General features: G+C 55.5%; 27 protein-coding genes. 13 read left to right on the top strand and 14 right to left on the bottom strand.

The genetic code is table 11. The features are described 5' to 3' along the window. Positions 1–70 precede the first annotated feature (70 nt). The 6 genes from ACIQYF_RS05210 (at position 71) to ACIQYF_RS05185 (ending at position 5,041) form a co-directional block, all read left to right on the top strand. The gene (locus ACIQYF_RS05210; RefSeq protein ID WP_402857583.1) at positions 71–469 is read left to right on the top strand and encodes a hypothetical protein; all 399 of its coding nucleotides are present in this window, start codon (positions 71–73) and stop codon (positions 467–469) included. Positions 470–528: 59 nt separating this feature from the next. Beyond that, entirely contained in the window at positions 529–882 is a 354-nt protein-coding gene (locus tag ACIQYF_RS05205; RefSeq protein WP_402857580.1) for a hypothetical protein, read from the top strand. 185 nt (positions 883–1,067) lie between these two features. After that, entirely contained in the window at positions 1,068–2,105 is a 1,038-nt protein-coding gene (locus ACIQYF_RS05200; RefSeq protein ID WP_402857577.1) for a zinc-dependent alcohol dehydrogenase family protein, read from the top strand. Positions 2,106–2,393: 288 nt separating this feature from the next. Next, positions 2,394–2,708, top strand: a complete 315-nt coding sequence (gene hdeA / locus ACIQYF_RS05195) for an acid-activated periplasmic chaperone HdeA (RefSeq protein ID WP_402857574.1) — start codon at positions 2,394–2,396, stop codon at positions 2,706–2,708. A gap of 250 nt (positions 2,709–2,958) precedes the next feature. Beyond that, the gene (locus tag ACIQYF_RS05190) at positions 2,959–3,417 is read left to right on the top strand and encodes a hypothetical protein (protein WP_402857571.1); all 459 of its coding nucleotides are present in this window, start codon (positions 2,959–2,961) and stop codon (positions 3,415–3,417) included. 475 nt (positions 3,418–3,892) lie between these two features. Then, a complete protein-coding gene (locus ACIQYF_RS05185; protein WP_402857568.1) occupies positions 3,893–5,041 on the top strand; it encodes a PQQ-dependent sugar dehydrogenase in 1,149 nt (382 codons plus the stop codon). Between the two features lie 52 nt (positions 5,042–5,093). Here ACIQYF_RS05185 and eco read toward each other — a convergent pair whose 3' ends face one another. After that, positions 5,094–5,576 (bottom strand): serine protease inhibitor ecotin, encoded by a 483-nt coding sequence (gene eco / locus ACIQYF_RS05180; protein WP_402857565.1) that lies wholly within the window; start codon positions 5,574–5,576, stop codon positions 5,094–5,096. Between the two features lie 236 nt (positions 5,577–5,812). Between eco and pgm the strand changes: the two genes are divergently transcribed. Continuing rightward, positions 5,813–7,453 carry a phosphoglucomutase (alpha-D-glucose-1,6-bisphosphate-dependent) gene (gene pgm / locus ACIQYF_RS05175; protein ID WP_402857562.1) on the top strand — a complete coding sequence of 547 codons (1,641 nt, stop codon included), beginning with the start codon at positions 5,813–5,815 and terminating at the stop codon, positions 7,451–7,453. Between the two features lie 64 nt (positions 7,454–7,517). On the opposite strand, the gene ACIQYF_RS05170 is transcribed toward pgm, so the two are convergent. From ACIQYF_RS05170 to ACIQYF_RS05160, 3 genes are all read right to left on the bottom strand, one after another. Continuing rightward, positions 7,518–8,000, bottom strand: coding sequence for a YbaK/EbsC family protein (locus ACIQYF_RS05170; RefSeq protein ID WP_402857559.1), 483 nt, complete (start codon positions 7,998–8,000; stop codon positions 7,518–7,520). 81 nt (positions 8,001–8,081) lie between these two features. Next, positions 8,082–9,092: an NAD(P)-dependent alcohol dehydrogenase gene (locus ACIQYF_RS05165; protein WP_402857556.1), complete on the bottom strand. Its 1,011-nt coding sequence runs from the start codon at positions 9,090–9,092 to the stop codon at positions 8,082–8,084. Between the two features lie 54 nt (positions 9,093–9,146). Then, positions 9,147–9,443 carry an ArsR/SmtB family transcription factor gene (locus ACIQYF_RS05160; protein ID WP_402857553.1) on the bottom strand — a complete coding sequence of 99 codons (297 nt, stop codon included), beginning with the start codon at positions 9,441–9,443 and terminating at the stop codon, positions 9,147–9,149. 278 nt (positions 9,444–9,721) lie between these two features. Here ACIQYF_RS05160 and hemB point away from each other — a divergent pair, with 278 nt between their 5' ends. Both hemB and surE read left to right on the top strand, forming a co-directional pair. Then, complete coding sequence (gene hemB / locus ACIQYF_RS05155) at positions 9,722–10,696, top strand: porphobilinogen synthase (protein ID WP_402857550.1); 975 nt, start codon at positions 9,722–9,724, stop codon at positions 10,694–10,696. A gap of 87 nt (positions 10,697–10,783) precedes the next feature. Further along, a complete protein-coding gene (surE, locus tag ACIQYF_RS05150) occupies positions 10,784–11,560 on the top strand; it encodes a 5'/3'-nucleotidase SurE (RefSeq protein WP_402857547.1) in 777 nt (258 codons plus the stop codon). On the opposite strand, the gene ACIQYF_RS05145 is transcribed toward surE, so the two are convergent. Beyond that, positions 11,557–12,492, bottom strand: coding sequence for a LysR family transcriptional regulator (locus ACIQYF_RS05145; protein ID WP_402857544.1), 936 nt, complete (start codon positions 12,490–12,492; stop codon positions 11,557–11,559). The genes surE and ACIQYF_RS05145 overlap by 4 nt on opposite strands. A 321-nt stretch (positions 12,493–12,813) precedes the next feature. Between ACIQYF_RS05145 and ACIQYF_RS05140 the strand changes: the two genes are divergently transcribed. After that, positions 12,814–14,106 (top strand): Wzz/FepE/Etk N-terminal domain-containing protein, encoded by a 1,293-nt coding sequence (locus ACIQYF_RS05140; RefSeq protein WP_402857541.1) that lies wholly within the window; start codon positions 12,814–12,816, stop codon positions 14,104–14,106. On the opposite strand, the gene modC is transcribed toward ACIQYF_RS05140, so the two are convergent. The 6 genes from modC to ACIQYF_RS05110 form a co-directional block, all read right to left on the bottom strand. After that, complete coding sequence (gene modC, locus ACIQYF_RS05135) at positions 14,098–15,186, bottom strand: molybdenum ABC transporter ATP-binding protein (RefSeq protein ID WP_402857538.1); 1,089 nt, start codon at positions 15,184–15,186, stop codon at positions 14,098–14,100. The two genes, ACIQYF_RS05140 and modC, sit on opposite strands and share 9 nt — an antisense overlap. A gap of 2 nt (positions 15,187–15,188) precedes the next feature. Continuing rightward, positions 15,189–15,869, bottom strand: coding sequence for a molybdate ABC transporter permease subunit (gene modB, locus ACIQYF_RS05130; RefSeq protein ID WP_402857535.1), 681 nt, complete (start codon positions 15,867–15,869; stop codon positions 15,189–15,191). Then, on the bottom strand, positions 15,870–16,637 hold the full coding sequence (gene modA / locus ACIQYF_RS05125) for a molybdate ABC transporter substrate-binding protein (RefSeq protein ID WP_402857532.1): 768 nt from the start codon (positions 16,635–16,637) through the stop codon (positions 15,870–15,872). Positions 16,638–16,727: 90 nt separating this feature from the next. After that, positions 16,728–17,384 carry a DNA oxidative demethylase AlkB gene (gene alkB, locus ACIQYF_RS05120; protein WP_402857529.1) on the bottom strand — a complete coding sequence of 219 codons (657 nt, stop codon included), beginning with the start codon at positions 17,382–17,384 and terminating at the stop codon, positions 16,728–16,730. Between the two features lie 6 nt (positions 17,385–17,390). Next, positions 17,391–17,567: a hypothetical protein gene (locus tag ACIQYF_RS05115; protein WP_402857526.1), complete on the bottom strand. Its 177-nt coding sequence runs from the start codon at positions 17,565–17,567 to the stop codon at positions 17,391–17,393. A 37-nt stretch (positions 17,568–17,604) separates the two neighbouring features. Next, a complete protein-coding gene (locus tag ACIQYF_RS05110) occupies positions 17,605–17,907 on the bottom strand; it encodes a DUF1883 domain-containing protein (protein WP_016780934.1) in 303 nt (100 codons plus the stop codon). 189 nt (positions 17,908–18,096) lie between these two features. Here ACIQYF_RS05110 and ACIQYF_RS05105 point away from each other — a divergent pair, with 189 nt between their 5' ends. Next, entirely contained in the window at positions 18,097–18,450 is a 354-nt protein-coding gene (locus ACIQYF_RS05105; protein ID WP_402857523.1) for a hypothetical protein, read from the top strand. Between the two features lie 282 nt (positions 18,451–18,732). Here ACIQYF_RS05105 and ACIQYF_RS05100 read toward each other — a convergent pair whose 3' ends face one another. Beyond that, entirely contained in the window at positions 18,733–19,014 is a 282-nt protein-coding gene (locus tag ACIQYF_RS05100; protein WP_402857520.1) for a hypothetical protein, read from the bottom strand. A 26-nt stretch (positions 19,015–19,040) separates the two neighbouring features. Further along, a complete protein-coding gene (locus tag ACIQYF_RS05095) occupies positions 19,041–19,229 on the bottom strand; it encodes a hypothetical protein (protein WP_402858037.1) in 189 nt (62 codons plus the stop codon). Between the two features lie 286 nt (positions 19,230–19,515). Here ACIQYF_RS05095 and galU point away from each other — a divergent pair, with 286 nt between their 5' ends. Next, positions 19,516–20,355 carry a UTP--glucose-1-phosphate uridylyltransferase GalU gene (galU, locus tag ACIQYF_RS05090; protein ID WP_402857517.1) on the top strand — a complete coding sequence of 280 codons (840 nt, stop codon included), beginning with the start codon at positions 19,516–19,518 and terminating at the stop codon, positions 20,353–20,355. Between the two features lie 135 nt (positions 20,356–20,490). Beyond that, positions 20,491–21,849, top strand: coding sequence for a glutathione-disulfide reductase (gene gorA, locus ACIQYF_RS05085; RefSeq protein WP_402857514.1), 1,359 nt, complete (start codon positions 20,491–20,493; stop codon positions 21,847–21,849). Between the two features lie 128 nt (positions 21,850–21,977). Here gorA and metH read toward each other — a convergent pair whose 3' ends face one another. After that, positions 21,978–25,700 (bottom strand): methionine synthase, encoded by a 3,723-nt coding sequence (gene metH / locus ACIQYF_RS05080; protein WP_402858034.1) that lies wholly within the window; start codon positions 25,698–25,700, stop codon positions 21,978–21,980. Between the last annotated feature and the right edge of the window lie 78 nt (positions 25,701–25,778).

Here is a 25,778-nt window from a genome sequence, read left to right as displayed (position 1 = left end):
ACGGTGTTGCTCTTAAAGCCAATAGTTGGGATAGCTGCCTTTGCTGCGTGCGTTGTTCAGGCACAGCTCGATGGCAACTATCACGATTGACCCTGCCAATACCGGTGTGATCAAAAAGCTCCACGGCGCACCGGCAGTGATAACGATTCATGGGTTGGCGCCAGCCGGTGCATGCACCGTGCATGTTTGCTGCATGGCAACCAAAGCCATACCTACGGCCAGTGCGCATGCCGCAGCCCCTCACCGGTTGGCCAGTGAGTACAAAAAAGACGTGCAGGCTTATTTGCAGGGTATGTGTTCGCAAGCGGGTTTAAATCACTTGTCTCAGGTTGCCTTGCAACTCTTTATCATTGGCGAGGGTCTGATTGTTGCGACCCAAGTGAGTGGTATCTCGCCAGAATCGCTGTCGGGCGCGAGAGAAATGGCAGCGTTGCTGTGCAGCAGGGCATCGGCTCAGTCATCGTTCTGATTCGAAGCATAGGCATTTATCGGTAACACCCCGGCTTACCGCCGTTTCAAGGAGTGAATATGCTGTTCAAGGCAACGCAACACGTTGGGCTGTTTAGTCTGGTTATAGCCGCTGCTGTTTTAGCAGGCTGCGCGCACAATCCGCAATTCAGTGGCCAGTCAGTGACGGATCCCTTGCTGCGCAAGGATGTTTACGCCACGGTAGAGCAGCTGTTTTCGACCATGACTCAATGCCATTCAATCAGTAAGGTAAACGCCAGTATTGCAAACATTGATCAATCACCCGCCAGCGCGGTACAGCAAGCCGTTGAGATGTGGCAGGTCTCCGGTTGCGGGACCACCCAGGCTTACAAGGTGGTGATGAAGGCCGATGCCCAGGGAGAGACCGATTTCTCTGTTTCGCCACAAAGCTAAATGCCTCAGCCTTCCTTGGCTCAACAACACCCTGTTGCCTGTCGGTTACAGGGTGTTTTTTGATCTGTAACAAGCACGCTTCAGTAAAAGGCTGCTTAACTGCTTCAAGTAATTTATGGGCTGCTGGTCACGGAGTACTGATTGGCAGCCGCTGCTGATTCTTGAACTGCTAAAGGAAGGCTGTCATGAAAGCGCTCACCTATCAGGGCCCCGGCAAAAAAGACTGGGCCGAGATCCCTCAACCTGTCATCGATAAACCCACTGACGCCATTATCCGCATTCTGCACACCACGATCTGCGGCACTGATTTGCATATTCTCAAGGGCGATGTGCCTGAGGTCACGGCGGGCAGGGTTTTAGGGCATGAAGGGGTAGGGGTCATAGAGGAAGTGGGCTCTGCGGTTCGCAACTTTAAACCGGGCGACCATGTGCTGATTTCTTGCATCACCTCGTGCGGCAGTTGTGCCAATTGTCGTCGCCAAATGTACTCGCACTGCGCCGACGGTGGCTGGATCTTGGGGCATTTGATCGACGGCACCCAAGCCCAATACGTGCGTATTCCCCACGCGGATAACAGCCTGTATCCGGTGCCTGCGGGGGCCGATGAAGAAGCGCTAGTCATGTTGAGCGATATTTTGCCAACCGGGTTTGAAATTGGCGTTCTCGCTGGCAAGGTCAAGCCGGGCGACAGTGTGGTGATTGTGGGGGCTGGGCCGGTCGGCATGGCGGCTTTGCTGACGGCACAGTTTTACTCGCCTGCGATCTTGATCGTGGTGGACGCAGACGCCAACCGGCTTGAAGTTGCCAAGCGGTTTGGGGCCACGCATGTCATCGACATCAATACAGAGAATGCCGTTGAGCGGATTTTCGAGTTGACTGACGGGGTGGGTGTCGATGTGGCTATTGAGGCGGTAGGCATTCCCGCTTCCTTTGACACGTGCCAGTCGGTGATTGCTCCGGGTGGCAATATTGCCAACGTCGGCGTGCATGGCAAAAGCGTTGAACTGCACCTGGAAAAGCTGTGGATCCAGAACGTCAATATCTCGACTGGCCTGGTCAATACCAACACCACGCCCATGCTGTTGAAAACATTGCAGTCGGGCAAGATTGATGCGGCGCAGCTCATCACGCATCGCTTTAAGCTGAACGACATTCTTAAGGCATACGACGTGTTTGGTAATGCGGCCAAGGAAAAAGCGATGAAGGTGATTCTGACTCAATAAGCCTTCAGGTTCACACCTTCAATAGTGTTTGGTTTTTATATTGAAGGTGTGATTTGGCCTGGATTGATAGGCCGTTTACTTATTTAAGCGGGTAATGAATCAGTTGCCGGTTTAACGGTGCATGGCAACTATTAAGTGGATTGGAGTATCGACATTCCAGTGTTTATTTTTAGTTGAGTTTCAAGTGGTGTTGATGACCTTCGGTTTGACAGAACCCGTATCGGAATCTATGGTTTTCGGCAGCAGAACACACGTAAGTTTGATCTTTGAAAATAGGGAAATGTTCATATGAAAAAGCACATTCTGATGATTGGCGCAGTAGGTTTGGTGGCCATGTCGACGCTGGCTCAGGCCGACACCAAGCAACCCGTTTCGCAATGGACTTGCGCAGATTTCCTTGCTGTCGATGAAAGCTTTCGACCTACCGCTGTCGGTCTGGGTGAAGCTGTCAACAAAAGCGGCAAGGTAGAAGATGCCGTGCTGGACGTTGATGGCGTTGCAAAAATCACCCCTATAGTGGTCACTGCTTGCGAAAAAGATAAGAGCACTGGCTTCGTACAAAAGCTTAAAGAAGAGTGGAGCAAGGTCAAAAAAGACGTCTGACACCCTCTCAGCCTGTACTTTCCCCGAGTACAGGCTCCTCCCTCCGCTGGCCCGAGCGCTGGTGCGAACAAAAACATCGGCACCTTTCTTGAATTTCCTGCGCTGCTCGCCCTCTACATAAAAACCTGTCCGCATTGTGCGGCTGGATGGCGTAGTAGACTGCCTTCGTTTTATCTCTCTTTTTTCGGGGAATCTTATGTTAATCAGGTCATTAGCCGAGCTTGATCGCATTCGTGACGAATGTAAGTCCATGGTTACCAAACGTTCAGCCGTCTCGGCTGGGGCTGCGGCGATCCCGTTGCCGGGCCTTGACCTGGGCACCGACGTGGCGCTGTTGGTGGAGATGCTGCCTGCGATTAACAGCAAGTTCGGTCTGACCCCGCACCAAATCGAGCAGATGGACTCGCGTTCAAAGCGCTTGATTGTGGTGGCGGTCAGCAGCATTGGCAGTGAAGTGATCGGCAAGTTCATCAGCCGTACCCTCGTCATGTCCTTGGTGAAAAAAATGGGCACCAGGGTGGCGACCAAATCGGTGGTCCGATTCGTCCCGTTTGTGGGGCAGGCCGTGGCCGCGACCATCAGCTTTGGGGTGATGAGAATGGTCGGCAACGGGCATATCGAGGACTGTTATCAGGTATGCCGCCAGGCCTTGCTGGAAGAGGCCAGGCAGTCCACCGTGATCGTCATCGGGCCTGAAACCGACGCTTGATGGTCGTTGAACGTATGCCAATTGTGGGCTAATGATTGCCCAGTAGATGCCGAGCCTTACAGGTTTTCCGGAAATGGAGCACGTTATGACCCGCTCGCGATTCAGTGTTTTAGGGCTATTAATGCTGTCAGGCTTGGCCGTTCACGCCGCGGCTCAAGCGCAATCCGATGCTTTAGCAGGTGCGCATGACCGTTTGCCAGCCACAGTATTGCTCGCGCAGAACTCGCTAACGCCCAGTGTGATCCCAAACGACACTGCAGTTCGGCGCATAAATCCCAACAGTCGTCAGGGTACGGGCCCCGATCCAGCCACTGTGCCGGGGCTGCCTACCGTGCCACGTGCGGCCAGGCCTTCTATCGAAAATGGGCAAATCGGCAATGGTTATCCGCGAAATCCTCCTGTACCCAAAACTCTTCAGCCTACTGCGCCCTCGCTCCAGCCCAGAGATCAGCGTTAATCGAAAAAGGACAATCGAATGTTGAAAAAGACCGTTCTGGCTACGTTATTGGCTTGTTCATTCTTGACGCTCACGGCTCACGCCCAAACAGGGGCTGAGCAGTCATTCGAATCGGACCTCGGAACCGTTACCGCCACCACGGTGGCTCAAGGGCTTGATCATCCTTGGTCGTTGGCTTTTTTGCCCGGCAGCCAGGGCATATTGGTCACTGAACGCCCTGGTAACCTGCGTTGGGTAAGCCCGCAAGGCAAAGTGTCGGCGCCCTTGTCCGGGGTTCCTCAGGTCTGGGCAAAAGGTCAGGGCGGTTTGCTGGATGTGGTCTTGTCCCCGGACTTTGCTCAAGACCGGATGGTGTATTTGTCGTACGCCGAAGGCGATAAAGAGGGTAAGGCCGCCACGGCCGTTGGCCGAGGGCGTTTGTCTGCTGACTTGAGCAAACTGAGCGACTTTGAAGTGATCTTCCGTCAGGAACCCAAACTCTCGACCGGCAACCATTTCGGTTCCCGTTTGGTATTTGATCGCCAGGGTTACCTGTTTATCGTTCTGGGGGAAAATAACCAGCGACCGACAGCCCAAGATCTCGACAAGCTGCAAGGCAAAGTGGTGCGGATTTACCCGGACGGGCGTATTCCGGATGACAACCCTTTCGTCGGTCAGGCGAATGTGAGGCCTGAGATTTGGTCGTATGGTCATCGCAATCAGCAAGGGGCGGCCCTGAATCCCTGGACCGGCACGCTCTGGACGCATGAGCATGGCCCCAAGGGCGGCGATGAAATCAACCTGATCGAGCGCGGCAAAAACTACGGCTGGCCGCTTGCTACCCATGGCATTGATTATTCCTCTGCGCCTATCCCGGAAGTCAAAGGCAAAGTGGTTGAAGGCACCCTCGGCCCCCATCATGTCTGGGAGAAATCGCCCGGCATCAGCGGGATGACTTTCTACGATGCAGAGCGTTTCAAACCCTGGCAGCACAACCTGTTTATCGGGGCCTTGGCTGACAAGGATCTTATTCGGCTTCAACTGGACGCTGACAAGGTGGTGCATGAAGAGCGCTTGCTGGGCGGCTTGAACGCGCGTATTCGCGATGTTCGCCAAGGTCCGGACGGATATTTGTATGTGTTGACCGACGAGGACAATGGCGCGCTGTATCGTATTGGCTTGCAATAGCCGGTGCTTGAAGCGGCCAGACTGCTGTCTGGCCGCCGTGGATTTACACCGGTTACTCGCGTGCAGCCTGTTTGACCTGCTTGGAAGCCGACCAGATCCTGTAGCGCACTTCAATGTCCTTGGGAACATAGAGCACAATCGGTAACTTGCTGTTGTAACGCAGCATAAATCCATCACCGACCACCGGTACAAAATCCGGGTGTGGCTTGCCATCCGGGCACGCCATCAGGGTGCTCAAAGGCCCGCTAACCTTATTCAGGCGGTACATCGGGTAGCCCCAGCCTTTGAGGGTTTTTTCTTCCAGCTTGCCGCTTAGGCGCTGCTGATTGCAGTCCACCTGGAGTGTTTTGCCTGCGATGATCTGAACCTTGTAGTCGTCTTCATTCTTTTGTGAAGGCAGGTGAATCACCTGGCGGCTGAAGCCCGCCTCGGCTTTAGGGTAGGGCGCCACATCTTCCAGTTTGGCGGCGTTGGCCACGCTGCAAAGCGTACTCAACGAGAGTGTCAGGGCCGCGCTGATAACGAGTGGTTTCATGCTGCTTCCTTTTTCCAGAGCTTAAAAATACGCATCCTGTGAATCATTGCAGACGCACTAAATTGACGCATTTTTGCCATGAGCGGGAACAGGATGCAAATTCCGCCGTCAGAACCATTAGAAGAGTCTGACAAGAATCAATTAATACGCAGTGTCAGGACAATTGCTTCGCGCCAATCTCGAAGTGCCAGTAAACTGCGTTTTTCCTCCGAATCATTTTTTTCCCGAGGTTTTGCATGACACTCAGTCCTCTTGCGGGCAAACCGGCTCCAGCCCAACTGCTGGTAGACATTCCGCGACTGGTGACCGCTTATTACACCGGTCAACCCGATGCAGCGATCACCACTCAACGTGTTGCCTTTGGTACCTCCGGTCATCGTGGCACTTCGTTTGAGCTGAGTTTCAATGAGTGGCATGTGCTGGCCATTAGTCAGGCCATTTGCCTGTACCGTCAGTCCAAGGGGATCAATGGACCGCTGTTTGTCGGCATCGACACCCATGCATTGTCGACACCGGCAGCCGCGAGCGCGCTGGAAGTGTTTGCCGGTAATGGCGTCGAAACCATGATTGCCGCAAACGACGAATACACCCCGACTCCTGCTGTTTCTCACGCGATCATCTGCTACAACCGTGGCCGCACGTCAGGGCTGGCCGATGGCGTGGTCATTACCCCGTCGCACAACCCGCCGGAAAGCGGTGGCTTCAAATACAACCCGCCCAATGGTGGCCCGGCGGATACCGATGTCACCAAATGGATCGAAGCCAAGGCCAACGAACTGCTGGCGGCCAAACTCGCCGGGGTTAAACGCATCAGCTATGAGCAGGCTTTGAAAGCCAGCACCACCCATCGCCACGACTACCTGAACACCTATGTCGCGGACCTGAAGAACGTGATCGACATGGACACCCTGCGCGGTGCCAACTTGCGCCTGGGTGTTGACCCGCTGGGCGGTGCCGGTGTGCGTTACTGGTCTGCCATTGGCGAGCAATACGGCCTGAACCTGGAAGTGGTGAACACCTCGGTTGATCCGACGTTCCGGTTCATGTGCATGGATTGGGATGGACGCATCCGCATGGACCCGTCCTCCAGCTATGCGATGCAAGGCCTTATTGGTCTCAAGGATCGTTTCGACGTGGCTTTTGCCTGCGACCCCGATCACGATCGCCATGGCATCGTGACCCCGTCGGGTGGCCTGTTGGCGCCCAACAACTACCTGGCTGTGTCGATTGACTACCTGTTCCAAAACCGAGCACATTGGCGCGCTGATGCGGCCGTGGGCAAAACCGTGGTCAGCAGTGGGTTGATTGACCGCGTCGCTGCGCGTTTGGGGCGCCGCTTGTATGAAGTGCCGGTGGGTTTCAAATGGTTTGCCGATGGCCTGTTCGACGGTTCGCTGGGTTTTGGTGGCGAAGAAAGCGCCGGGGCCTCGTTCCTGCGCCTGGACGGCAGTGTCTGGTCGACCGATAAAGATGGTTTGATCCCGTCGCTGTTGGCCGCAGAAATGACTGCACGCACCGGCCGCGATCCTTCGCAGCTGTATCAAAAAATGACCGAAGAGCTGGGCTTGCCGTTCTCGACCCGCGTTGATGCCAAGGCCACAGCGCAGCAGAAAGCCTTGCTCGGCAAGTTGTCGCCAGAGCAAGTCAAGTCGACGACGCTGGCGGGGGAAGCGATTACTCAGATCCTCAGCCATGCGCCGGGCAATAATCAGCCGATTGGCGGGCTTAAGGTCATGACTGAAAACGGTTGGTTTGCTGCTCGTCCTTCGGGCACCGAAGACATTTACAAAATCTACGCCGAGAGCTTTATTGGCGACGAGCACCTCGGCCGCCTGGTTGAAGAAGCCCAAGTGTTGGTCGATAAAGCCATCAGCTAAGGCAGCCCCTTAAAGGACTGGCCCGCGATCGGGTCAGTCCTGCTTTATCCCGTTCAGGCTCGCGCTATACCGCGCACGGCGCTTCGATTTCCTGACAGACATCCACCCACTGTGCATTAACCAACTCCGCCATGCGCGTCGGACTAATCCGCACAGCCGTGTGAGTGTCGCCGGCTGCAGGCATCACTTGTGTAAAGGCTTGCAGAGAGATATCGCAATACACCGGCAGGTCGGTGGCCAAACCAAATGGGCAGACACCCCCCACTGGGTGGCTGGTCAGTGCGACGACGGTGTCGGCATCGAGCATCTTGGCTTTGCTGCCTAGCGCGTGTTTGATCTTCTTGTTATCAATGCGCGCATCTCCGCGTGCCACCAGCAGCACATTGCGTTCACCGACACGAAAAGCCAGGGTCTTGGCAATCTGGCCGGGCTCAACCCCATGCGCTTCAGCCGCCAAGGCAACAGTCGCCGTGCTGGTAGTCAATTCGATGATGTGCAAATCAGGGGCGTTGGCGCTGAAGAACGCGCGTACCGATTCAAGGCTCATGAAGCTCCGCTCGCTTGGCAAAAGCTTGAATCTAGTCAAGCGGATGGCGCACTGTCAATGCGCCATCGCGTGGGGACAGGTTTAGATATCCAGTACAATCTTGCCGAAATGCTGGTTGGTTTCCTGGTATTGGAAAGCCGCAACAATGTCGCTCAGCGGGAAGTGACGATCAATGACCGGGCGCATGCCAGTGGCATTGATAGCACGCACCATGTCTTGTTGCTGGCGTCGGCTGCCGACCAATACACCTTGTAGACGTACTTGCTTGATCAATGCGGGGACAAAGTTCATCTGGCCCGCCACACCGCTCAAAATGCCAATGATCGAGATATGCCCGGCTACGCGCACGGCAATCATCGACTGCTCAAGCGTTGAAGGGCCGCCGACTTCAATCACGTGATCCACGCCGCGGCCGCCCGTCAATGCGCGGGCAGTCTCACCCCAGTTCGTGTCTTTGCGGTAGTTGATGACGTGATCAGCCCCCAGTGCTTTAAGACGCTCGAGTTTTTCGTCGCTGGAGGAGGTAGCGATTACCGTTGCGCCTGCCATTTTGGCGAACTGCAACGCGAAAATCGAAACGCCGCCAGTACCCTGCACCAGAACGGTGTCTCCCGGCTTGAGCGAATCATCGGACATCAGTGCGCGCCAGGCGGTCAGGCCGGCCGTGGTCAGTGTGGCGGCTTCGGCGTGGCTGTAACCGGTTGGCGACAAGGTGAAAGACGTGGCCTTGGCAGTCACTTGTTCGCGGGCGTAGCCGTCAATGCCGTCACCCGGCACGGTGCCAAAACCTTCCACCAGCGGTGTGCCATCAATCCACTCTGGGAAGAAGGTGCTGACCACCGAATCACCGACCTTGAATTCGCTGACTTCTGCGCCCACCGCAATCACTTCGCCGGCGCCGTCAGCCATGGGAATGCGCTGCTCAGTGGGGCCCCACATGCCGCTTACGACCGCGTAGTCATGGTAGTTCAGCGAGTTGGCGTGCAGGCGCACAGTGATTTCGTCACCTGCCGGGGTCCGTACTTCGCTGTTGCCGATGACGACATTGTCATAGCCGCCGCCAGGTTGGACGAAGATGGTTTTAGTGTTCATGGGGTTTCCTCATGTTTTTACATTGCGCGAAATAACGAAATGATTGATTAAAAATTACAACTCGATTTTCAGCCTAGCGGCAAAATCAGCTATCGCCTGTTCATTACGTCGGTAGTAAGTCCACTTGCCGATGCGTGTCGTCAGCACGAAGCCGGCGCGCTGCAAAATGGCCAGGTGTGTCGACGCGGTAGAAGGGGATAGCCCGGCTTTGTGCTGCAAATGGGTCACGCACACGCCAATGGTCGGATCACCGTGATCCTGAGGGGGGAAATGACTGAGGGGGTCTTTGAGCCACTCCATCATTTGCATGCGAGTGTCATTACCCAGTGCTTTGAGCTGTTCGAGAATCATCGTGGGATATTACGCTTTTTTACGAAATGATCAACCGACGATGTTGCCAGGCTCTTTGGCGCCGCGCCCGCACGCCGAGAGACGTGCCGAAGGATCTTCTTTGCGCACCCCAGCACAGCCTTCGGTCGCGGCTACTCTTGCCCGCGACAACCCGCCGCATGTGGGCCGCAAGTTTTGCAATTGTAGGATCAATCCTGTATTTGTGGCGCCATTGAGCCTGGGTCAAGGCTCGTCTGCTTATGCCGTTCGTTTTATGAACCTGCCCATCAGGAACCATGATGCCTAACCAGTTCCCCTCCGTTCGTCCTCGCCGTCTGCGCCGTACGCAAACCTTGCGCGACATGTTCCAGGAAACCGAATTCAGCCTGAACGACCTGGTGTTGCCGATTTTTGTTGAAGAAGAAATCGACGACTTCGTGCCGATTACCAGCATGCCGGGCGTGATGCGTATTCCTGAGTCCAAGCTGGCTGGCGAGATTGAGCGTTATGCCCGCGCGGGTATCAAGTCGGTCATGGCGTTCGGTGTGTCGCATCATTTGGACGCGACCGGTAGCGACTCATGGCGTGAAGACGGCCTGGTGTCGCGCATGGCGCGCATTTGCAAAGATACCGCCCCGGAAATGATCGTGATGAGCGACACCTGTTTCTGTGAGTACACCTCTCACGGTCATTGCGGCGTGTTGCACGACCACGGCGTGGACAACGACGCGACTTTGATCAATCTGGGCAAGCAAGCAGTGGCGGCAGCAGCAGCCGGCGCGGATTTTATTTCGCCATCGGCGGCCATGGACGGTCAGGTGCAAGCGATCCGCAGCGCCCTGGACGCAGCCGGGTTTATTGACACCTCGATCATGGCGTACTCCACCAAGTTTGCTTCGGCGCTCTATGGCCCATTCCGCGAAGCGGGCGGCAGTGCACTCAAAGGTGATCGCAAGTCATACCAGATGAACCCGATGAATCGCCGCGAAGCCATCCGCGAATCGTTGCTCGACGAGCAGGAAGGCGCTGACGTGCTGATGGTCAAGCCTGCTGGCGCGTATCTGGACATCATTCGTGATGTGCGCGAAGCCTCGCGTTTGCCATTGGCGGCGTATCAGGTGAGCGGTGAGTACGCGATGATCAAGTTCGGCGCATTGGCCGGTGCCATCGACGAGGGCCGTGTTGTGCGTGAAAGCCTGGGATCGATCAAGCGCGCTGGCGCTGACATGATTCTCACGTACTTTGCGATGGACCTTGCCCTGCAAGGGATTTGACATCTGCAACACGCGTCTAACCGTTTAGCAGTACCCACGGCGCTGCGGTGTGAGTCGCTGCGCCATCCCTAAACAAGGAGATTAGGTATGCAGGGCGCTCGACTCGAACGTATTTTGATCACCAATGATGATGGCATTGATGCGCCAGGCCTTGAAGCGCTTGAGGCAGTGGCTCGCGAACTGGCAGACGAAGTCTGGGTGGTTGCGCCCGATCACGACCAGAGCGGGATTTCCACGGCCATCAGCATTCATCACCCGCTGCGGGTGACGGCGCGCGGCGAGCGGCGCTTTTCAGTCTCAGGGACACCTGCCGACTGTGTCGCAGTCGCCTTGCGCCAACTGATGGATACACCACCCCAGTTATTGCTGTCGGGCATCAACAAAGGCGCCAATCTGGGGGTTGAGACACTGTTCTCCGGGACTGTGGGCGCCGCGATGACCGGCTTGTTAATGGGGGTTCCTTCAATAGCCTTGAGCCAGTTTTTTACCCGCCGCGACTCCGTACGCTGGGACACGGCGAGTACGCTGGCACCGCGCGTTATTCGTCAGTTGCTAGGCAAGGGCTGGGAGCAATCGGCATGCCTGAACATCAATTTTCCAGACGTGCCGGCTGCCCAAGCCGGGCCGTTGCAGATTACCCGCCAGGGTATTGGCCGCATGGATGGAGTGAATGTGCATGAGCGCGAGGACTATCGCGAAGCCTACTACTATTGGCTCAGCATCACTCGCCATGGCCACCCTGAAGCCCTGGACACTGAAACCCAAGTGGTCACCCAAGGCGGTATTTCAGTGACCCCCCTGGAGTTCGACCGCACCGCCTTGAGCGTGCGCGAGCAGTTGCAGCTGGCCATTCAACCTGACTAAGCCCAATGCGCCGGGTCATCTGCGATGGCCTGGTGCTCTTCCAGCATTCGCGGGATTTCGATTTTTAAAAATTCGACCCAGGTTTTGACCTTGGCATCCAGAAAGCGGCGCGAAGGGTAGAGCGCATAGATACTTTTCTCATGCAGGCGGTGATGCGGCAACAGACGGACAAGCGCGCCGCTCAGATAAGACCCCATGGCCACATAATCGGGCATCAGGCACACGCCAAGCCCGGACTCTGCTGCTTTGGCCATGGCCTCGGCAACATTGACGCGAAACACCTCGCCCGGCCGAATCGATTGCTCGCTGTGTTCATTGCGAAATGTCCAGCTGTCCGTGAATAACGGATCAATCAGATGCAGGCAGCGGTGCTCGCTTAGCTCTTCTGGTGTCTGCGGTATGCCGTGCTTTTGCAGGTACGAAGGGGCTGCACTGATCACACTGTAAATACTGCCCAGTTGCTGGCCGACCAAATCAGAGTCGGGGAGTTGGGCTGAGAGGGTAATCACCACATCATGACCTTCTTCCAGTAAGTCGGGCTGGCGCTGAGACAGGGTCAAGTCGACGTTGACCTGAGGGTACAGGTCCGTGTACTTGGCTATCAGGGGAGCCAACAACTGGATACCGATACCGGTGGTGGACTGCACGCGTAAATGACCGCGTGGAATCAGATGTGCGCCACCGGCTTCGGCATTCGCGTCATCGACTTCTCCCAGGATCAGGCGGCAACGCTCCAGATAACGCATGCCCACTTCGGTCAGAGCCAAACGACGTGTGCTGCGTTGCAAGAGCCGCGCTTGCAGTGAAGATTCCAGTTCAGACAGTAAGCGCGAGGTTTGTGCGGTGGAATAGCCCAGCGCCTGGGCTGCTGCGGTAAAACTGCCCGTTTCGACCACGCGCACGAAAACCCGCATTGCCTGGAAAATGTCCATGCTTATTCTTACTCCACACGTAATCGTATTGTTTTGTGCTGGCGATCATTACATAGCCCCCTACAAACCCTAAGAATATTGCTTTGCTTTTTTTGTTTATTTTCATGGAAAACAATAGATTAGGTGAGTTTTTGAGGGGCGGAAGATTGGCACGCTTTTTTAGAAACTCTTGATTTTGGCATCGTATGTGCTTGATTCTTAGGTATCGGGATCTTTTCCTACATGGTTGTGTCAGAAATTTACCCTAAGATGGTCAGTGTTTAACCTCGTATACTGTCAGAGGCTACTGGCCAGATGTTCAACTCATAAGGTGTCTATTTTTTGAAAAACAGTGAACATCCGCAGTACGGTACCTCCAGCTCTGAAATTGATCTGTTAGATCTGTTCCACTCACTGTGGCAGCAAAAAAAGCTAATTGCAGGAACATCGGCGGTTGCAGGCGCCGTTGCCTTGGGTTACGTACTGATTACGCAACCGATCTACCAAGCCAGCACGGTACTGCGTCCAGCGGAAATTAACGAGCTGGATGCACTGAACCGCTCTGAGGTTTACAAGCTGCCACCGGCAGAAGCTTTGCTCAAAGTGGGCGCTGCGCTCGACTCCTATGGCCTTCGACTCGATTTTTTTCGTAGCCATCAGGAGTTGTTTAAGCCGCTGGTAAAAAGTGGCATGTCACCTGAGCAAACTTTTGAGATATTTAACCGCGATGCGATCAACTTGACTCAAGTCGATCTCAAAAAACCGGATGCTTTAAGCCCTTCTCTAAAGTTGGAACTGACCTATCCTAGCTCAGTCAACGGTGTCGAAATTATCAACGGTTTTGTTGATTATGTGATCAATAACCAGCGCGAACAGATCAGCTCTGACCTCAAGATCATCATTAATAATCGTCAGAAAGAGCTCAAAGAAAAAATCAATGCTGCGCGGTTGGGTTATCAGTCAGACAAAGAGGCCAAGATTGCAACGTTGGTGGAGGCCGACGCTTTGCAGCGCGTCAATTTGACGGATGAGTTACAGGCGCTGCGCCTGCAGCTCAAAGCCACTCGACAAGCGCGTATTGATGAGCTTAATGAAGCCATCACCATTGCCAGTGCATTGGGCATCACCCGCCCGACAACACCCTCTGCAATGGGGGATGATCGAACCGGGCCTAATCGTGTCATTCGCACTGAAATAACCTCGCAAGATGCGCCATTGTACTTTTTGGGTACTCAGGCTCTGCAAGCCGAACGTGCGGTGCTGCTCGCGCGGACTTCTGACGACTTTACCGATAAGAGCATTGCGCAGATCAACAAGCAGCTCAAACTGCTTGAGGTCAATCGGCAGGTCGAAATGCTTGGCAAGCGCTCTAACGAAGACGTTTATCTCAAGAACATCGAGCCTTTGCGTGCAGAAATAGTACGCCTGGACAATCTGAACACCGACATGAGCCAGTTGGGGCTGGTCAGCATCGATCGCAAGGCTCAGACCCCAATCAGTCCAATCAAGCCCAAAAAGACCCTGACGGTTGTGTTGGGCTTATTCCTGGGTGGGTTGCTGGGGCTGGGCATTGCCACCGTGCGTTACTTTAACAGTCGACGCCGTGAAGTCGTTCAGGCCCGGCGCTCAAGCTAAAACAGCGACTGATTTGATCTGCAACCAAATGGTTTGTCCGGGTCGCAGGTCTAGTTGGTCACGTGAAAAACGGGTGATTCGGGCCAATAAGGCGGTACCGGCGACGTCCAGGCGAACTAGGACGTGGGCTTGATTATCTGCCGCTGTCTCACCCGTCACAGTGGCCTGCAGGCTGTTGAGAATGCTGCTGTGTCCGCTGGGGTCAAGACTCAGGCTAATGTCGCGGGCTTGTACTTTCACACGCAAGGTTTTGCCGATGGCTAACGGAGCATGGGCAACCCTTATGCGTTGAGCGCTGCGCGGCAGTTGCAGGGTCAGCAACTGGTAATGCGCATTGTAATCACAGACTTCACCCTCTATCACGACACCCGCGTCGTCACCTTGCGACAGCGGCAAATCCAGCCTGGCCAGGGTCTCGCCGATGGGGCCGCTTGCCAGCACCTTCCCCTCGCGGAGCAGCACAATATGGTCTGCCAGGCGCGCCACTTCATCGTGTGAATGGCTGACATACAGCACTGGAATATCCAGCTCAGCGTGCAGACGCTCCAGATACGGCAAGATTTCAGCCTTGCGCTGGCTGTCCAGCGCGGCCAATGGTTCATCCATCAGCAATAACTTCGGGCTGGTCAGCAAGGCGCGGGCGATGCCGACCCGCTGGCGCTCACCGCCTGACAAATGATTAGGCGCGCGCTCCAGCAGATGAGTAATGCCCAGCAAGTCAGCGGCGTGCGCGAGCTCAACACGTCGTTGTTGACGCGGGATACGCCGTAGCCCGAACTCAAGATTGGCGTGCACCGAGAGATGAGGGAACAGGCTCGCCTCTTGAAAGATGTAGCCCAATGAACGCTTGTGAACCGGGACAAACAGATTGCTTTGACTGTCTTGCCAGACGTCGTCATTGATCTGCACGAATGCCTGACTGGCGCGCTCCAGACCGGCAATGCAACGCAAACAGGTGGTTTTGCCCGAGCCTGAATGGCCAAACAGCGCGGTCACGCCTTTGCCCGGCAACTGCACGTCCAGGTCCAGGGAAAATCCGGAGTAACTGAGTTGCAGCCGAACATTGATCTGCCCACTCATCTTCAACGCCATGTGCTGTGTGATTGACGGCTTGAGTACAGGGCCAACAGCACCAGAAATGAGAACACCACCATTGCGCCTGCCAGCCAGTGTGCCTGTGCGTATTCCAGTGCTTCTACGTGGTCGTAGATTTGCACCGATACCACGCGTGTTTTTTCCGGGATATTGCCGCCTATCATCAGCACGACACCAAACTCACCGACGGTGTGGGCAAAGCCCAGAATCGCTGCAGTGATGAAGCCTGGGCGCGCCAGTGGCAGAACCACGCTAAAAAAACAGTCCCAAGGGTTCGCCCGCAAAGTCGCCGCGACTTCAAGCGGCCTGGGGCCTATGGCGGTGAATGCGTTTTGCAAAGGCTGTACGACAAAGGGCATGGAATAAATCACCGAACCGATCACCAGCCCGGCAAAACTGAAAGTCAGCGTACCCAAGCCCATGGCTTGAGTCAGTTGGCCGACATAACCATGCGGGCCCATGGCCAGTAGCAGATAAAAACCAATCACCGTCGGGGGCAGCACCAGCGGTAGCGCCACAATGGCCCCGATGGGGCCGCGCAACCGAGACCGTGTATGCGCGAGCCACAGGGCTATCGGAGTGCCGATCACAAGCAAAATGGCCGTGGTCAAGGAGGCTAACTTGAAGGTCAGCCAGATGGCGGCAAAGTCAGCACTCGAGAGCGGCATTTACAGCTGATAACCGTAGGATTTGATGATGGCAGCCGCCTTTGGGCCTTTGAGGTATTCAACCAGAGCCTTGGCGGCAGGGTTGTTCTCGCCTTTCTTGAGAATCAACGCATCTTGCTTGATAGGATCGTGCAGTGAATCCGGGATGATCCAGGCGGAACCACTGGTGAGCGTGCCGTCTTTGTAAATTTGCGACAGGGCAACAAAGCCCAGTTCGGCGTTACCTGTAGAGACAAATTGATAGGCCTGAGTGATGTTCTGGCCTTCAACGATCTTGTCTTTGACCTTTTCGCTCAATCCCAGTTTTTCCAGCACTTGGGTGGCAGCCAGGCCATACGGTGCAGCTTTGGGGTTGGCGATGGACAGGTGCTTGAACTGGTTATCCTTCAGAACCTTGTCAGTGTCATTGATGTAGCCGTCTTTAGCCGACCACAACGCCAGTGTGCCGATAGCGTAGGTGAAGCGAGTACCAGGGACACTGTCGCCTTCTTTTTCGAGCTTTTCGGGGGTGGTGTCATCGGCAGCCAACAACACTTCAAACGGGGCGCCGTTTTTAATCTGGGTATAAAACTGGCCAGTGGCGCCATAGGCGGCGATCAACGTGTGCCCAGTGTCTTTTTCAAAGCCGCTGGCGATCGCCTGAATCGGCGCAGTGAAGTTGGCGGCGACGGCCACCTGCACGTCAGCAGCCTGAGCGGCAGCAAAAGCAAAGCATCCGATCAGCGCTGCGAGCGCGGTAGGGGCAACGTGTCGAGCGCGAAGATTCATGGCGTAACTCCATTTCCATTGGAAGCGAGGGCTCCCCGTCTTTATTGCTGGGAAGATAGTCGGTATATATAAAAATATATAGCCCTTGCCTCAGCCGGCTTTGCGCAAGGTGATATTAATGCGTTGCTCACCCAGCACGGGATGTTGCCCGGGTTTTATCGGGAGCACGCCATGGAAGCGCAAGCGATCAACGCCGCCCCAGACCACGACATCGCCATGAAACAGAGAGATACGCTGTGTCGGGTCACTGCGCTCAAAGCCGCCAAATTGGAAAGTGGCGGGTAGCCCCAGCGAAATCGAGACGATAGGGGCATCGTAATCGCGTTCGTTTTTATCCTGGTGCAACGACATTTTTGCGCCGGGAGCATAGGTATTAATCAATCCTGCATCCGGTACGAAGCCCCTGAAGCCGGCAGCGCTGGCGGCCGCTTCGGCTAATGCCAGAAAAGCGGCCGGCATGCGTGGCCAAGGCGCAGCGTTCAATGGGTCAAGGGGGCTGTAACGGTAGCCGTTGCTGTCAGAGGTCCAACCCAAATCACCGCAACTGCTTAAGCGCGCCGACATGGTGAAGCCGCCGGGCGTCTGCATCTGCCGAAAGGGTGACTGGATCAAAATGGCGTCCAGGGCGTTTAACAGCTCCCCGGCCCACGGCAGGGCAAACCCGCGAAGTACAAACGTCTGGGGGCAGATGCGTTCGGCCCGAGCGGGTTGTTGCAGGTCTTCTTCGCCAAACAGATCGAGCGTCATGGAGGCTTAGAGCGCTTTGCTGACCTTGATGTCGGTGATGACGTCATTTTTATCATGAAGCTTTTCCAGCGCCGCGCGAGCTTCTTCTACGGAGTTGGTCTGCAGGTGGGCAAACTCAAAACGCCGCTCGCCGTCGAGCTTGTAATTGATGACGTATTTAGTGGTATTGCGTGTAGTGTCCACAATAATTCCTGTCTGTGAGAGGTCGCAGGCGTCAGGTTTAGCGTAGTTTTGAGCTTGAACGACGCACGATCTTGATGGTCGGCTTGAACGATGGCTTGCGGGTCACGCTGATGGCGCGCGTGGTCACGGTATCGATGGTTATATTCCAGAAGCCGGTGCTTGGCGCAGTGATGCGCGCCGGGAAATCTTTGAATGCGCCACCGTGGTAGGAGTGACGGCCGCCATTTTTGAAGCTGCGAAAGTGTGCATCGCTCATCAGGCGGATGTTGCAGGGCTGGGAGCATTCGATAACGACGATGTCGTCTTCGTTAAGGTGCTCGCGCTGGTGGATAAACTTCATGGGTGCTCCAAAAGGGGGCTTTTGCTAAAAAAACAGCAAGATAGCATGTGCTTGGCCGGTTATTATGCCGTCATGCAGGTGAGTCTGACGTATAAGGCAGATAATTGGCCACCATTGAATATTTATTCCCTCTGACCGGGGAGAAATCTTGGAGATCTACTGTCGTAGGATCTTTGACGGAGGAATTGTATGAAGTGGGGCGTTTTGGCGGCAATGCTGGTTTTGGGCGGTTGTGCTTCCGTGACAGATATTGAAAAGACCTTGCCCACCTTGAGTGTCATCTCGGGCAAGAAGCCGGATGCCTACGCGCAATGCCTGGTGGAACAGTTGTCCAAGACGCGGAAGGCGCCACAGATCGAGCCGCATAAAGAGGGCTTGAGGATTATCGTCCCGCAAAAATTGACCTCCAATCCAACGGCGGTCATTGATATTGAAGAGCGCTCCGGTGGTAGCAGCATCAAGGTTTATGAAAGCATGTCCAATGTGCCTGTTCGTCCGGGAGACATTCGCAAGGCCGCAACCCACTGTATTTCGGGTGAATAGCGCGACGACCTGATCGTCCCGCGCCACCTTGGAACCTGACAGCTGCTCGATGCAGCGTCAGGTTTTTTTGTGCCTTGAATGTTGTGCATCACTCAACACTCGGTTGTTACCTCCAGGAGGTTCTTCTACATGGGCCGAGTGGGGGCGGTGTGGGAAGCGCGCTTGCACCGCTGGCGGGTCAACCCGCGATGTACCTGGTCGCGCAACGAAAAACCTGCGGCCGGCCTGCGCGCTATTGCCACCTGGATCCAAGCCCGCTCCTGCAATTGTCAGGGCACAGAATTACTTGCAGACCACGATTATGGTTCTGCTGTTGAAATTGCCAACATCCACGCCCAGTGTTTTGTCTCGCTCCATCACCGCAGGTGAGCCATCGGATCCTACGATGGAGTACCCCGTGCCGGCACAAGAGGCCTCGGCCTTCTCGTAGCATTTACCCCATGACATGGCCTCGCCAGAACAGTCTATGCTCAGTCCCTGCTGGCCATCGGCCAAATAGGTATTGGACGCTGTGGCGCAGCCACCAAGTGCCAGAAGTGCAAGCAAAGCCAGGTATTTGTTCATGTGGTCATTCTTCGCGAGGTTGAAAATCAGGATTTACGGTTACGGCGGCGTGCGGCTGGTTCAGGCTGGTCCTGGAAAACAGAAGCGACCTCAATTGCAGCTTGTTCTGAGGTGAATGGGCCTGCCACCTTTTCTTCTGAAGGGGCGACAATCCACCATTCGTTTGGGCTGACATTTTTTATCAGGTAACCGTTGATACTGTTTGTGGCTGACATCGAAAGTGAAACCTTAATAATTGAAAAAACGGCAGCGATAATAACGCCAATCAAGGTCTTAAGGTTCGAGATATGGCAGATTGCCTTAATCCGTGCAGAAGACCGGCAGGCGCACTGATAGGTTCATTTCAGTCGTCAGATATTTGAAAAATACGTAATTAATGAACTTGTTGGCTAAAAATTTATCTAGGTTGGCATCAGTTTGCTATCCGGGGGCATTGTAAGCTCGATGCCGCCTGATTAGACTGCGCCAAAATTCGAACGTACAGCCCTTTTAAGGACTCATATGATCAAGAAATGCTTGTTCCCAGCAGCCGGTTACGGCACTCGCTTTTTGCCAGCGACCAAGGCCATGCCAAAAGAAATGCTGCCGGTGGTGAACAAGCCACTGATCCAGTACGGCGTTGAAGAAGCACTGGATGCTGGCTTGACCGAAATCTCCATCGTTACCGGCCGCGGCAAGCGCGCTCTGGAAGATCACTTCGACATCAGCTATGAGCTGGAAAACCAGATCAAGGGCACTGACAAGGAAAAATACCTGGTCGGTATTCGTCGCCTGCTGAGCGAGTGCTCGTTCTCGTACACCCGTCAAACCGAAATGAAAGGCCTGGGCCACGCCATCCTGACTGGCCGCCCACTGATCGGCGACGAGCCGTTTGCTGTGGTCCTGGCTGACGACCTGTGCGTCAACCTGGAAGGCGACGGCGTGCTGACGCAGATGGTCAAACTGTACAACCAGTACCGTTGCACCATCATCGCGATCCAGGAAGTAGACCCACAAGAAACCAACAAGTACGGCGTCATCGCTGGCGACCTGATTGGTGACGACCTGTACCGCGTGCGCAACATGGTTGAGAAGCCAGCACCGGAAGACGCGCCTTCGAACCTGGCCATCATTGGTCGCTACATTCTGACCCCGGACATTTTCGACCTGATCAAACAGACCGAGCCGGGCAAAGGTGGCGAAATCCAGATCACTGATGCGCTGATGAAGCAAGCTCAGAATGGCTGCGTGATTGCCTACAAATTCAAAGGCCAGCGCTTTGACTGCGGCGGCGCTGAAGGCTATATCGAAGCCACCAACTTCTGCTTCGAAAACTTCTACAAAACTGGCAAGGCTTACTAATAGAGCCGGCCTGTAGAACGTTTTAAGAGAAAGCCACCTTCGGGTGGCTTTTTCGTTTTTTTGCCTTCAGCAAACGCTCAGCGCTGGTCAATCGCGCTGGAGCGATTATGCTGTTGGCCTGCCTAGGAGAGAGAAATGGCCTACGAATTTGATTTGTTTGTGATTGGTGCGGGTTCGGGTGGCGTGCGCGCTGCACGCTTTGCGGCGGGCTTTGGTGCCAAAGTCGCAGTGGCTGAAAGCCGTTACTTGGGCGGTACCTGTGTCAACGTGGGCTGTGTGCCAAAAAAGCTGTTGGTGTATGGCGCGCACTTCGCCGAAGACTTTGAACAAGCGTCTGGTTTTGGCTGGAGCCTGGGTGAAGCAAGCTTTGACTGGGCGACCCTGATCGCCAACAAGGACCGCGAGATTCATCGGCTCAACGGCATCTACCGCAACCTTCTGGTCAATAGCGGCGTGACGCTGATCGAAGGTCACGCCAGGCTGACCGGTCCCAACGAAGTTGAAATCAATGGCCAGCGCCACACGGCCAAACACATCTTGATCGCCACGGGCGGCTGGCCGCAGATTCCTGAGATCCCGGGCCATGAGCACGCGATCAGTTCCAACGAAGCGTTCTTCCTCAAGGAACTGCCAAAACGCGTACTGGTTGTCGGTGGTGGCTATATCGCAGTTGAATTTGCCGGGATTTTCCACGGCCTGGGCGCCGAAACCTGCCTGCTGTATCGCGGTGATATGTTCTTGCGTGGCTTCGATGGTGCGGTGCGCAAGCATCTGCATGAGGAGCTGATCAAGCGCGGTATGGATGTGCAGTTCAATGCCGACATTGCGCGCATCGACAAACAGGCAGATGGCAGCTTGAAGGCCACCCTCAAGGACGGTCGCGAACTGATTGCCGACTGCGTGTTCTACGCCACAGGTCGTCGACCGATGCTCGACAACCTTGGGCTGGAAAACACCGAGGTCAAACTCGACAAGCGTGGTTTTGTTGAAGTAGATGATTTGTACCAGAGTGCCGAGCCCTCGATTCTGGCGATTGGCGATGTGATAGGTCGTGTGCAATTGACTCCGGTCGCCCTGGCTGAAGGCATGGCGGTTGCGCGTCGCCTGTTCAAGCCCGAGCAATATCGTCCGGTCGACTATCGCATGATCCCGACGGCCGTATTCAGCTTGCCGAACATTGGTACGGTCGGATTAAGCGAAGAGCAGGCGATTGAAGAAGGCCACACGGTGCAGATTTTTGAAAGCAGCTTCCGTGCGATGAAGCTCACCCTCACGGAGTGTCAGGAGCGCACGCTGATGAAGTTGGTGGTCGATGCCGATACTGACAAAGTGCTGGGTTGCCACATGGTCGGTCCGGAGGCGGGAGAAATCGTGCAGGGGCTGGCAATTGCCTTGAAAGCAGGCGCAACCAAACAGCATTTTGACGAAACCATTGGCGTTCACCCAACGGCTGCAGAGGAATTCGTCACCATGCGCACCCCGGTAAAACGCTAAGTAATCCTTGTCGCCGCTGCCGCAGGCTACGATAGGCGGCGCAGCGGCCCTGCTTTTGAATAAAAAGCGAAGGTGCTGCGCCCTTTATCGCAGCCTGTAGCAGCAGCTACAGGCTATGGGTGCGTCACTCAGTTGTCGTAACCCAGGTTGGGCGCCAGCCAGCGCTCTGTCACGCTCAGCGCCTGGCCTTTGCGCGCGGTATAACTGTCGATCTGGTCCTTGTCGACCTTGCCGACGGCAAAGTACTGCGCTTGGGGATGTGCGAAATACCAGCCACTCACAGCGGCTGCCGGGAACATGGCATAGCTCTCGGTCAGGAACACACCGCTTTTGCCTGCCCGCATTTCTTCGGCTTCAGGGTCGAGCAACTTGAACAGGGTTGCCTTCTCGGTATGGTCCGGGCAGGCCGGGTAGCCTGGAGCAGGGCGGATACCGCTGTACTGCTCTTTGATGAGGTCATCGTTGCTCAGGTGTTCGTCCTTGGCATACCCCCAGTAGTTCGTTCGCACTTGTTGGTGCAGCCACTCGGCACAGGCCTCTGCCAGGCGGTCAGCCAGGGCCTTGACCATGATCGAGTTATAGTCGTCGCCGGCATCCTGATAAGCCTTGGCCACTTCTTCAGCGCCGATCCCTGCGGTGGTGATAAATCCCCCCACGTAGTCGGTTACGCCGCTGTCTTTTGGCGCGACAAAGTCGGCCAGTGAGAAGTTGGGCTTGCCGTCGGTCTTGATGATTTGCTGGCGCAAGTGATGCAGTCTGGTCAACGGTTGGCCGTCGTCACCGTACAGTTCCAGGTCGTCATCGTTCACTTGGTTGGTGGGCCAGAAGCCGAAGACGGCCCGCGCACTGATCAGTTTTTCGTCGATCAGCTTTTTGAGCATTTCCTGTGCGTCGGCATACAGCGCGGTTGCTGCTTCGCCGACCACTTCGTCGGTCAAAATACGCGGAAACTTGCCGGCCAAATCCCACGAGATAAAGAACGGTGTCCAGTCGATGTACTCGGCCAGAACGTTGAGGTCGATGTTGTCCAGCACCTTGGTCCCGGTAAACGTCGGTTTGACCGGCTGGTAGCTGGCCCAGTCGAACTGCGGTTTTTTGGCAATCGCGGCTGCGTAGCTCAAGCGCTCGGTACGAGCACTGCGGTTCGCGGTACGGTCGCGAACCTCGATGTATTCCAGGCGTGTTTTCTCGACAAACCCGGCTTTCAGTTCCTTGGACAGCAATTGCGTAGCCACACCCACAGCGCGAGAAGCATCGGTGACGTAGATCACGGCATCATTCTGATACTTGGGCTCGATCTTGACCGCCGTGTGCGCCTTGGACGTTGTGGCGCCGCCGATCATCAGTGGCAGGTGGAAGTCCTGACGCTGCATTTCACGAGCCACGTGGACCATTTCATCCAGCGAGGGGGTGATCAGGCCGGAGAGGCCGATAATGTCGCACTTCTGCTCTTTGGCCACTTGCAGAATCTTCTCTGCAGGCACCATCACGCCCAGGTCGACGATGTCATAACCGTTACAGCCCAGTACTACGCCCACAATGTTCTTGCCGATGTCGTGCACGTCGCCTTTGACGGTGGCCATCAGGATCTTGCCCTTGGCCTCTGGTTTGTCGCCTTTTTCCAGCTCGATAAACGGAATCAGATGCGCCACGGCCTGTTTCATCACGCGGGCGGACTTCACCACTTGTGGCAAGAACATTTTGCCCGCGCCAAACAAGTCGCCAACGATGTTCATGCCCGACATCAGCGGGCCTTCGATCACTTCGATCGGGCGGCTAAACGAGAGACGAGACTCTTCGGTGTCCTCGACGATGTGAGTCGTGATGCCTTTGACCAGGGCGTGTTCGAGGCGTTTGTTCACTTCCCAGCCACGCCATTCTTCGGTCTCGGCTTCCTTGACGCTGCCATCACCCTTGTACTTGTCGGCAATCGCCAGCAGGTTGTCGGTGGCGTCAGGGGTACGGTTGAGCACCACATCTTCCACGGCATCACGCAGTTCGGTCGGGATCTGGTCGTAGATCTCCAACTGTCCGGCGTTAACGATACCCATGGTCAGGCCGTTCCGGATGGCATGCAGCAGGAACACGGAGTGAATGGCTTCACGCACCGGGTTGTTGCCACGGAACGAGAACGACACGTTGGACACGCCGCCAGAGGTCAGGGCATACGGCAGCTCATCGCGGATGTAGGCGCAGGCGTTGATGAAGTCCACAGCGTAGTTGTTGTGTTCTTCAATACCGGTGGCCACGGCGAAGATGTTTGGGTCGAAGATGATGTCTTGCGGCGGGAAGCCGACTTCATTGACCAAAATGTCGTAGGAGCGTTTGCAGATTTCTTTTTTACGCGCTTCGGTGTCGGCCTGGCCGGCTTCGTCGAAGGCCATCACCACAACAGCCGCGCCATAACGCTTGCACAGCTTGGCGTGATGAATGAACTGCTCGACGCCTTCTTTCATGCTGATCGAGTTAACGATGCCCTTGCCCTGGATGCACTTGAGGCCGGCTTCGATGACGTCCCACTTTGAGGAGTCGATCATGATCGGCACGCGCGAGATATCGGGTTCCCCGGCAATCAGGTTGAGGAAGGTGACCATCGCCTTCTTCGAGTCCAGCATGCCTTCGTCCATGTTGATGTCGATGATTTGCGCACCGGCTTCAACTTGTTGCAAGGCCACTTCAAGGGCTTCGGTGTAGTTGTCTTCGCGGATCAGGCGGGCGAAGCGGGCGGAACCTGTGATGTTGGTTCGTTCGCCGACGTTCACAAACAACGAGCTGCGGTCGATGGTAAACGGCTCAAGGCCCGACAAACGGCAAGCCTTTGGAATGTCCGGGATCTGACGCGGCGCATACGGCGCAACGGCCTGGGCAATCGCGTAGATGTGATCCGGGGTGGTACCGCAGCAGCCGCCGACAATGTTGAGGAAGCCGCTTTGAGCGAACTCTTCAATCACCTTGGCGGTTTCGCCAGGCAGTTCGTCGTACTCACCGAATTCGTTGGGTAAACCGGCGTTAGGGTGAGCAGAAACAAATGTGTCGGCCTTGTTCGACAGTTCTTCGAGGTACGGGCGCAACTCACTGGCACCGAGTGCGCAGTTGAGGCCGACCGAAATCGGTTTGGCGTGGCTGACGGAGTTCCAGAATGCTTCGGTGGTCTGGCCCGACAGGGTACGGCCGGAGGCGTCGGTGATAGTGCCGGAAATCATGATCGGTAACTCAACGCCCAGCTCTTCAAAAACGCCTTGCACGGCGAAAATAGCGGCCTTGGCATTCAAGGTGTCGAAAATGGTCTCGATCAGGATCAGGTCAGCACCGCCTTCGATCAGGCCTTTGGTGGCCTCGGTGTAGTTCTCAACCAGCTCATCGAAAGTGACGTTACGGTAGCCGGGATTGTTCACATCCGGCGACAGCGAGCAGGTGCGACTGGTAGGGCCAAGCACGCCCGCGACAAAACGAGGTTTTTCAGGCGTTTCGAGGGTCTTGGCGTCGGCCACCTTGCGGGCCAGGCGAGCGCCTTCTACGTTTAGTTCGTAGGCCAGGGCCTGCATCCCGTAGTCGGCCTGTGACACTTGGGTGGCGTTGAAGGTGTTGGTTTCAAGAATATCGGCGCCAGCATCCAGGTAGGCTTTTTCAATAGCGCCAATCACGTCCGGACGGGTGAGGATCAGAAGGTCGTTGTTGCCTTTGACGTCGCTCGGCCAGTCAGCAAAGCGTGTGCCACGATAGTCGTGTTCCTCCAGACGGTAGCTTTGGATCATAGTACCCATGCCGCCATCGAGAATCAGAATGCGCTCTTTGAGGGCTTGCTGAAGTGCTTGGATACGAGCGCTGCGGTCAGACATAGGACTACCTATTAAAGCCATGCAAAAGATGTCAGATCATAACAAACCTGCGCCGGATTTGAGCGCCGGAAGATTTGCATGAATTTCGCT

The organism is Pseudomonas sp. NPDC096917 (genome assembly GCF_044762555.1).
Lineage (GTDB): Bacteria > Pseudomonadota > Gammaproteobacteria > Pseudomonadales > Pseudomonadaceae > Aquipseudomonas.
Note: the sequence above shows the minus strand (reverse complement) of the source record. Positions and strands in the feature narration are given on the sequence as shown.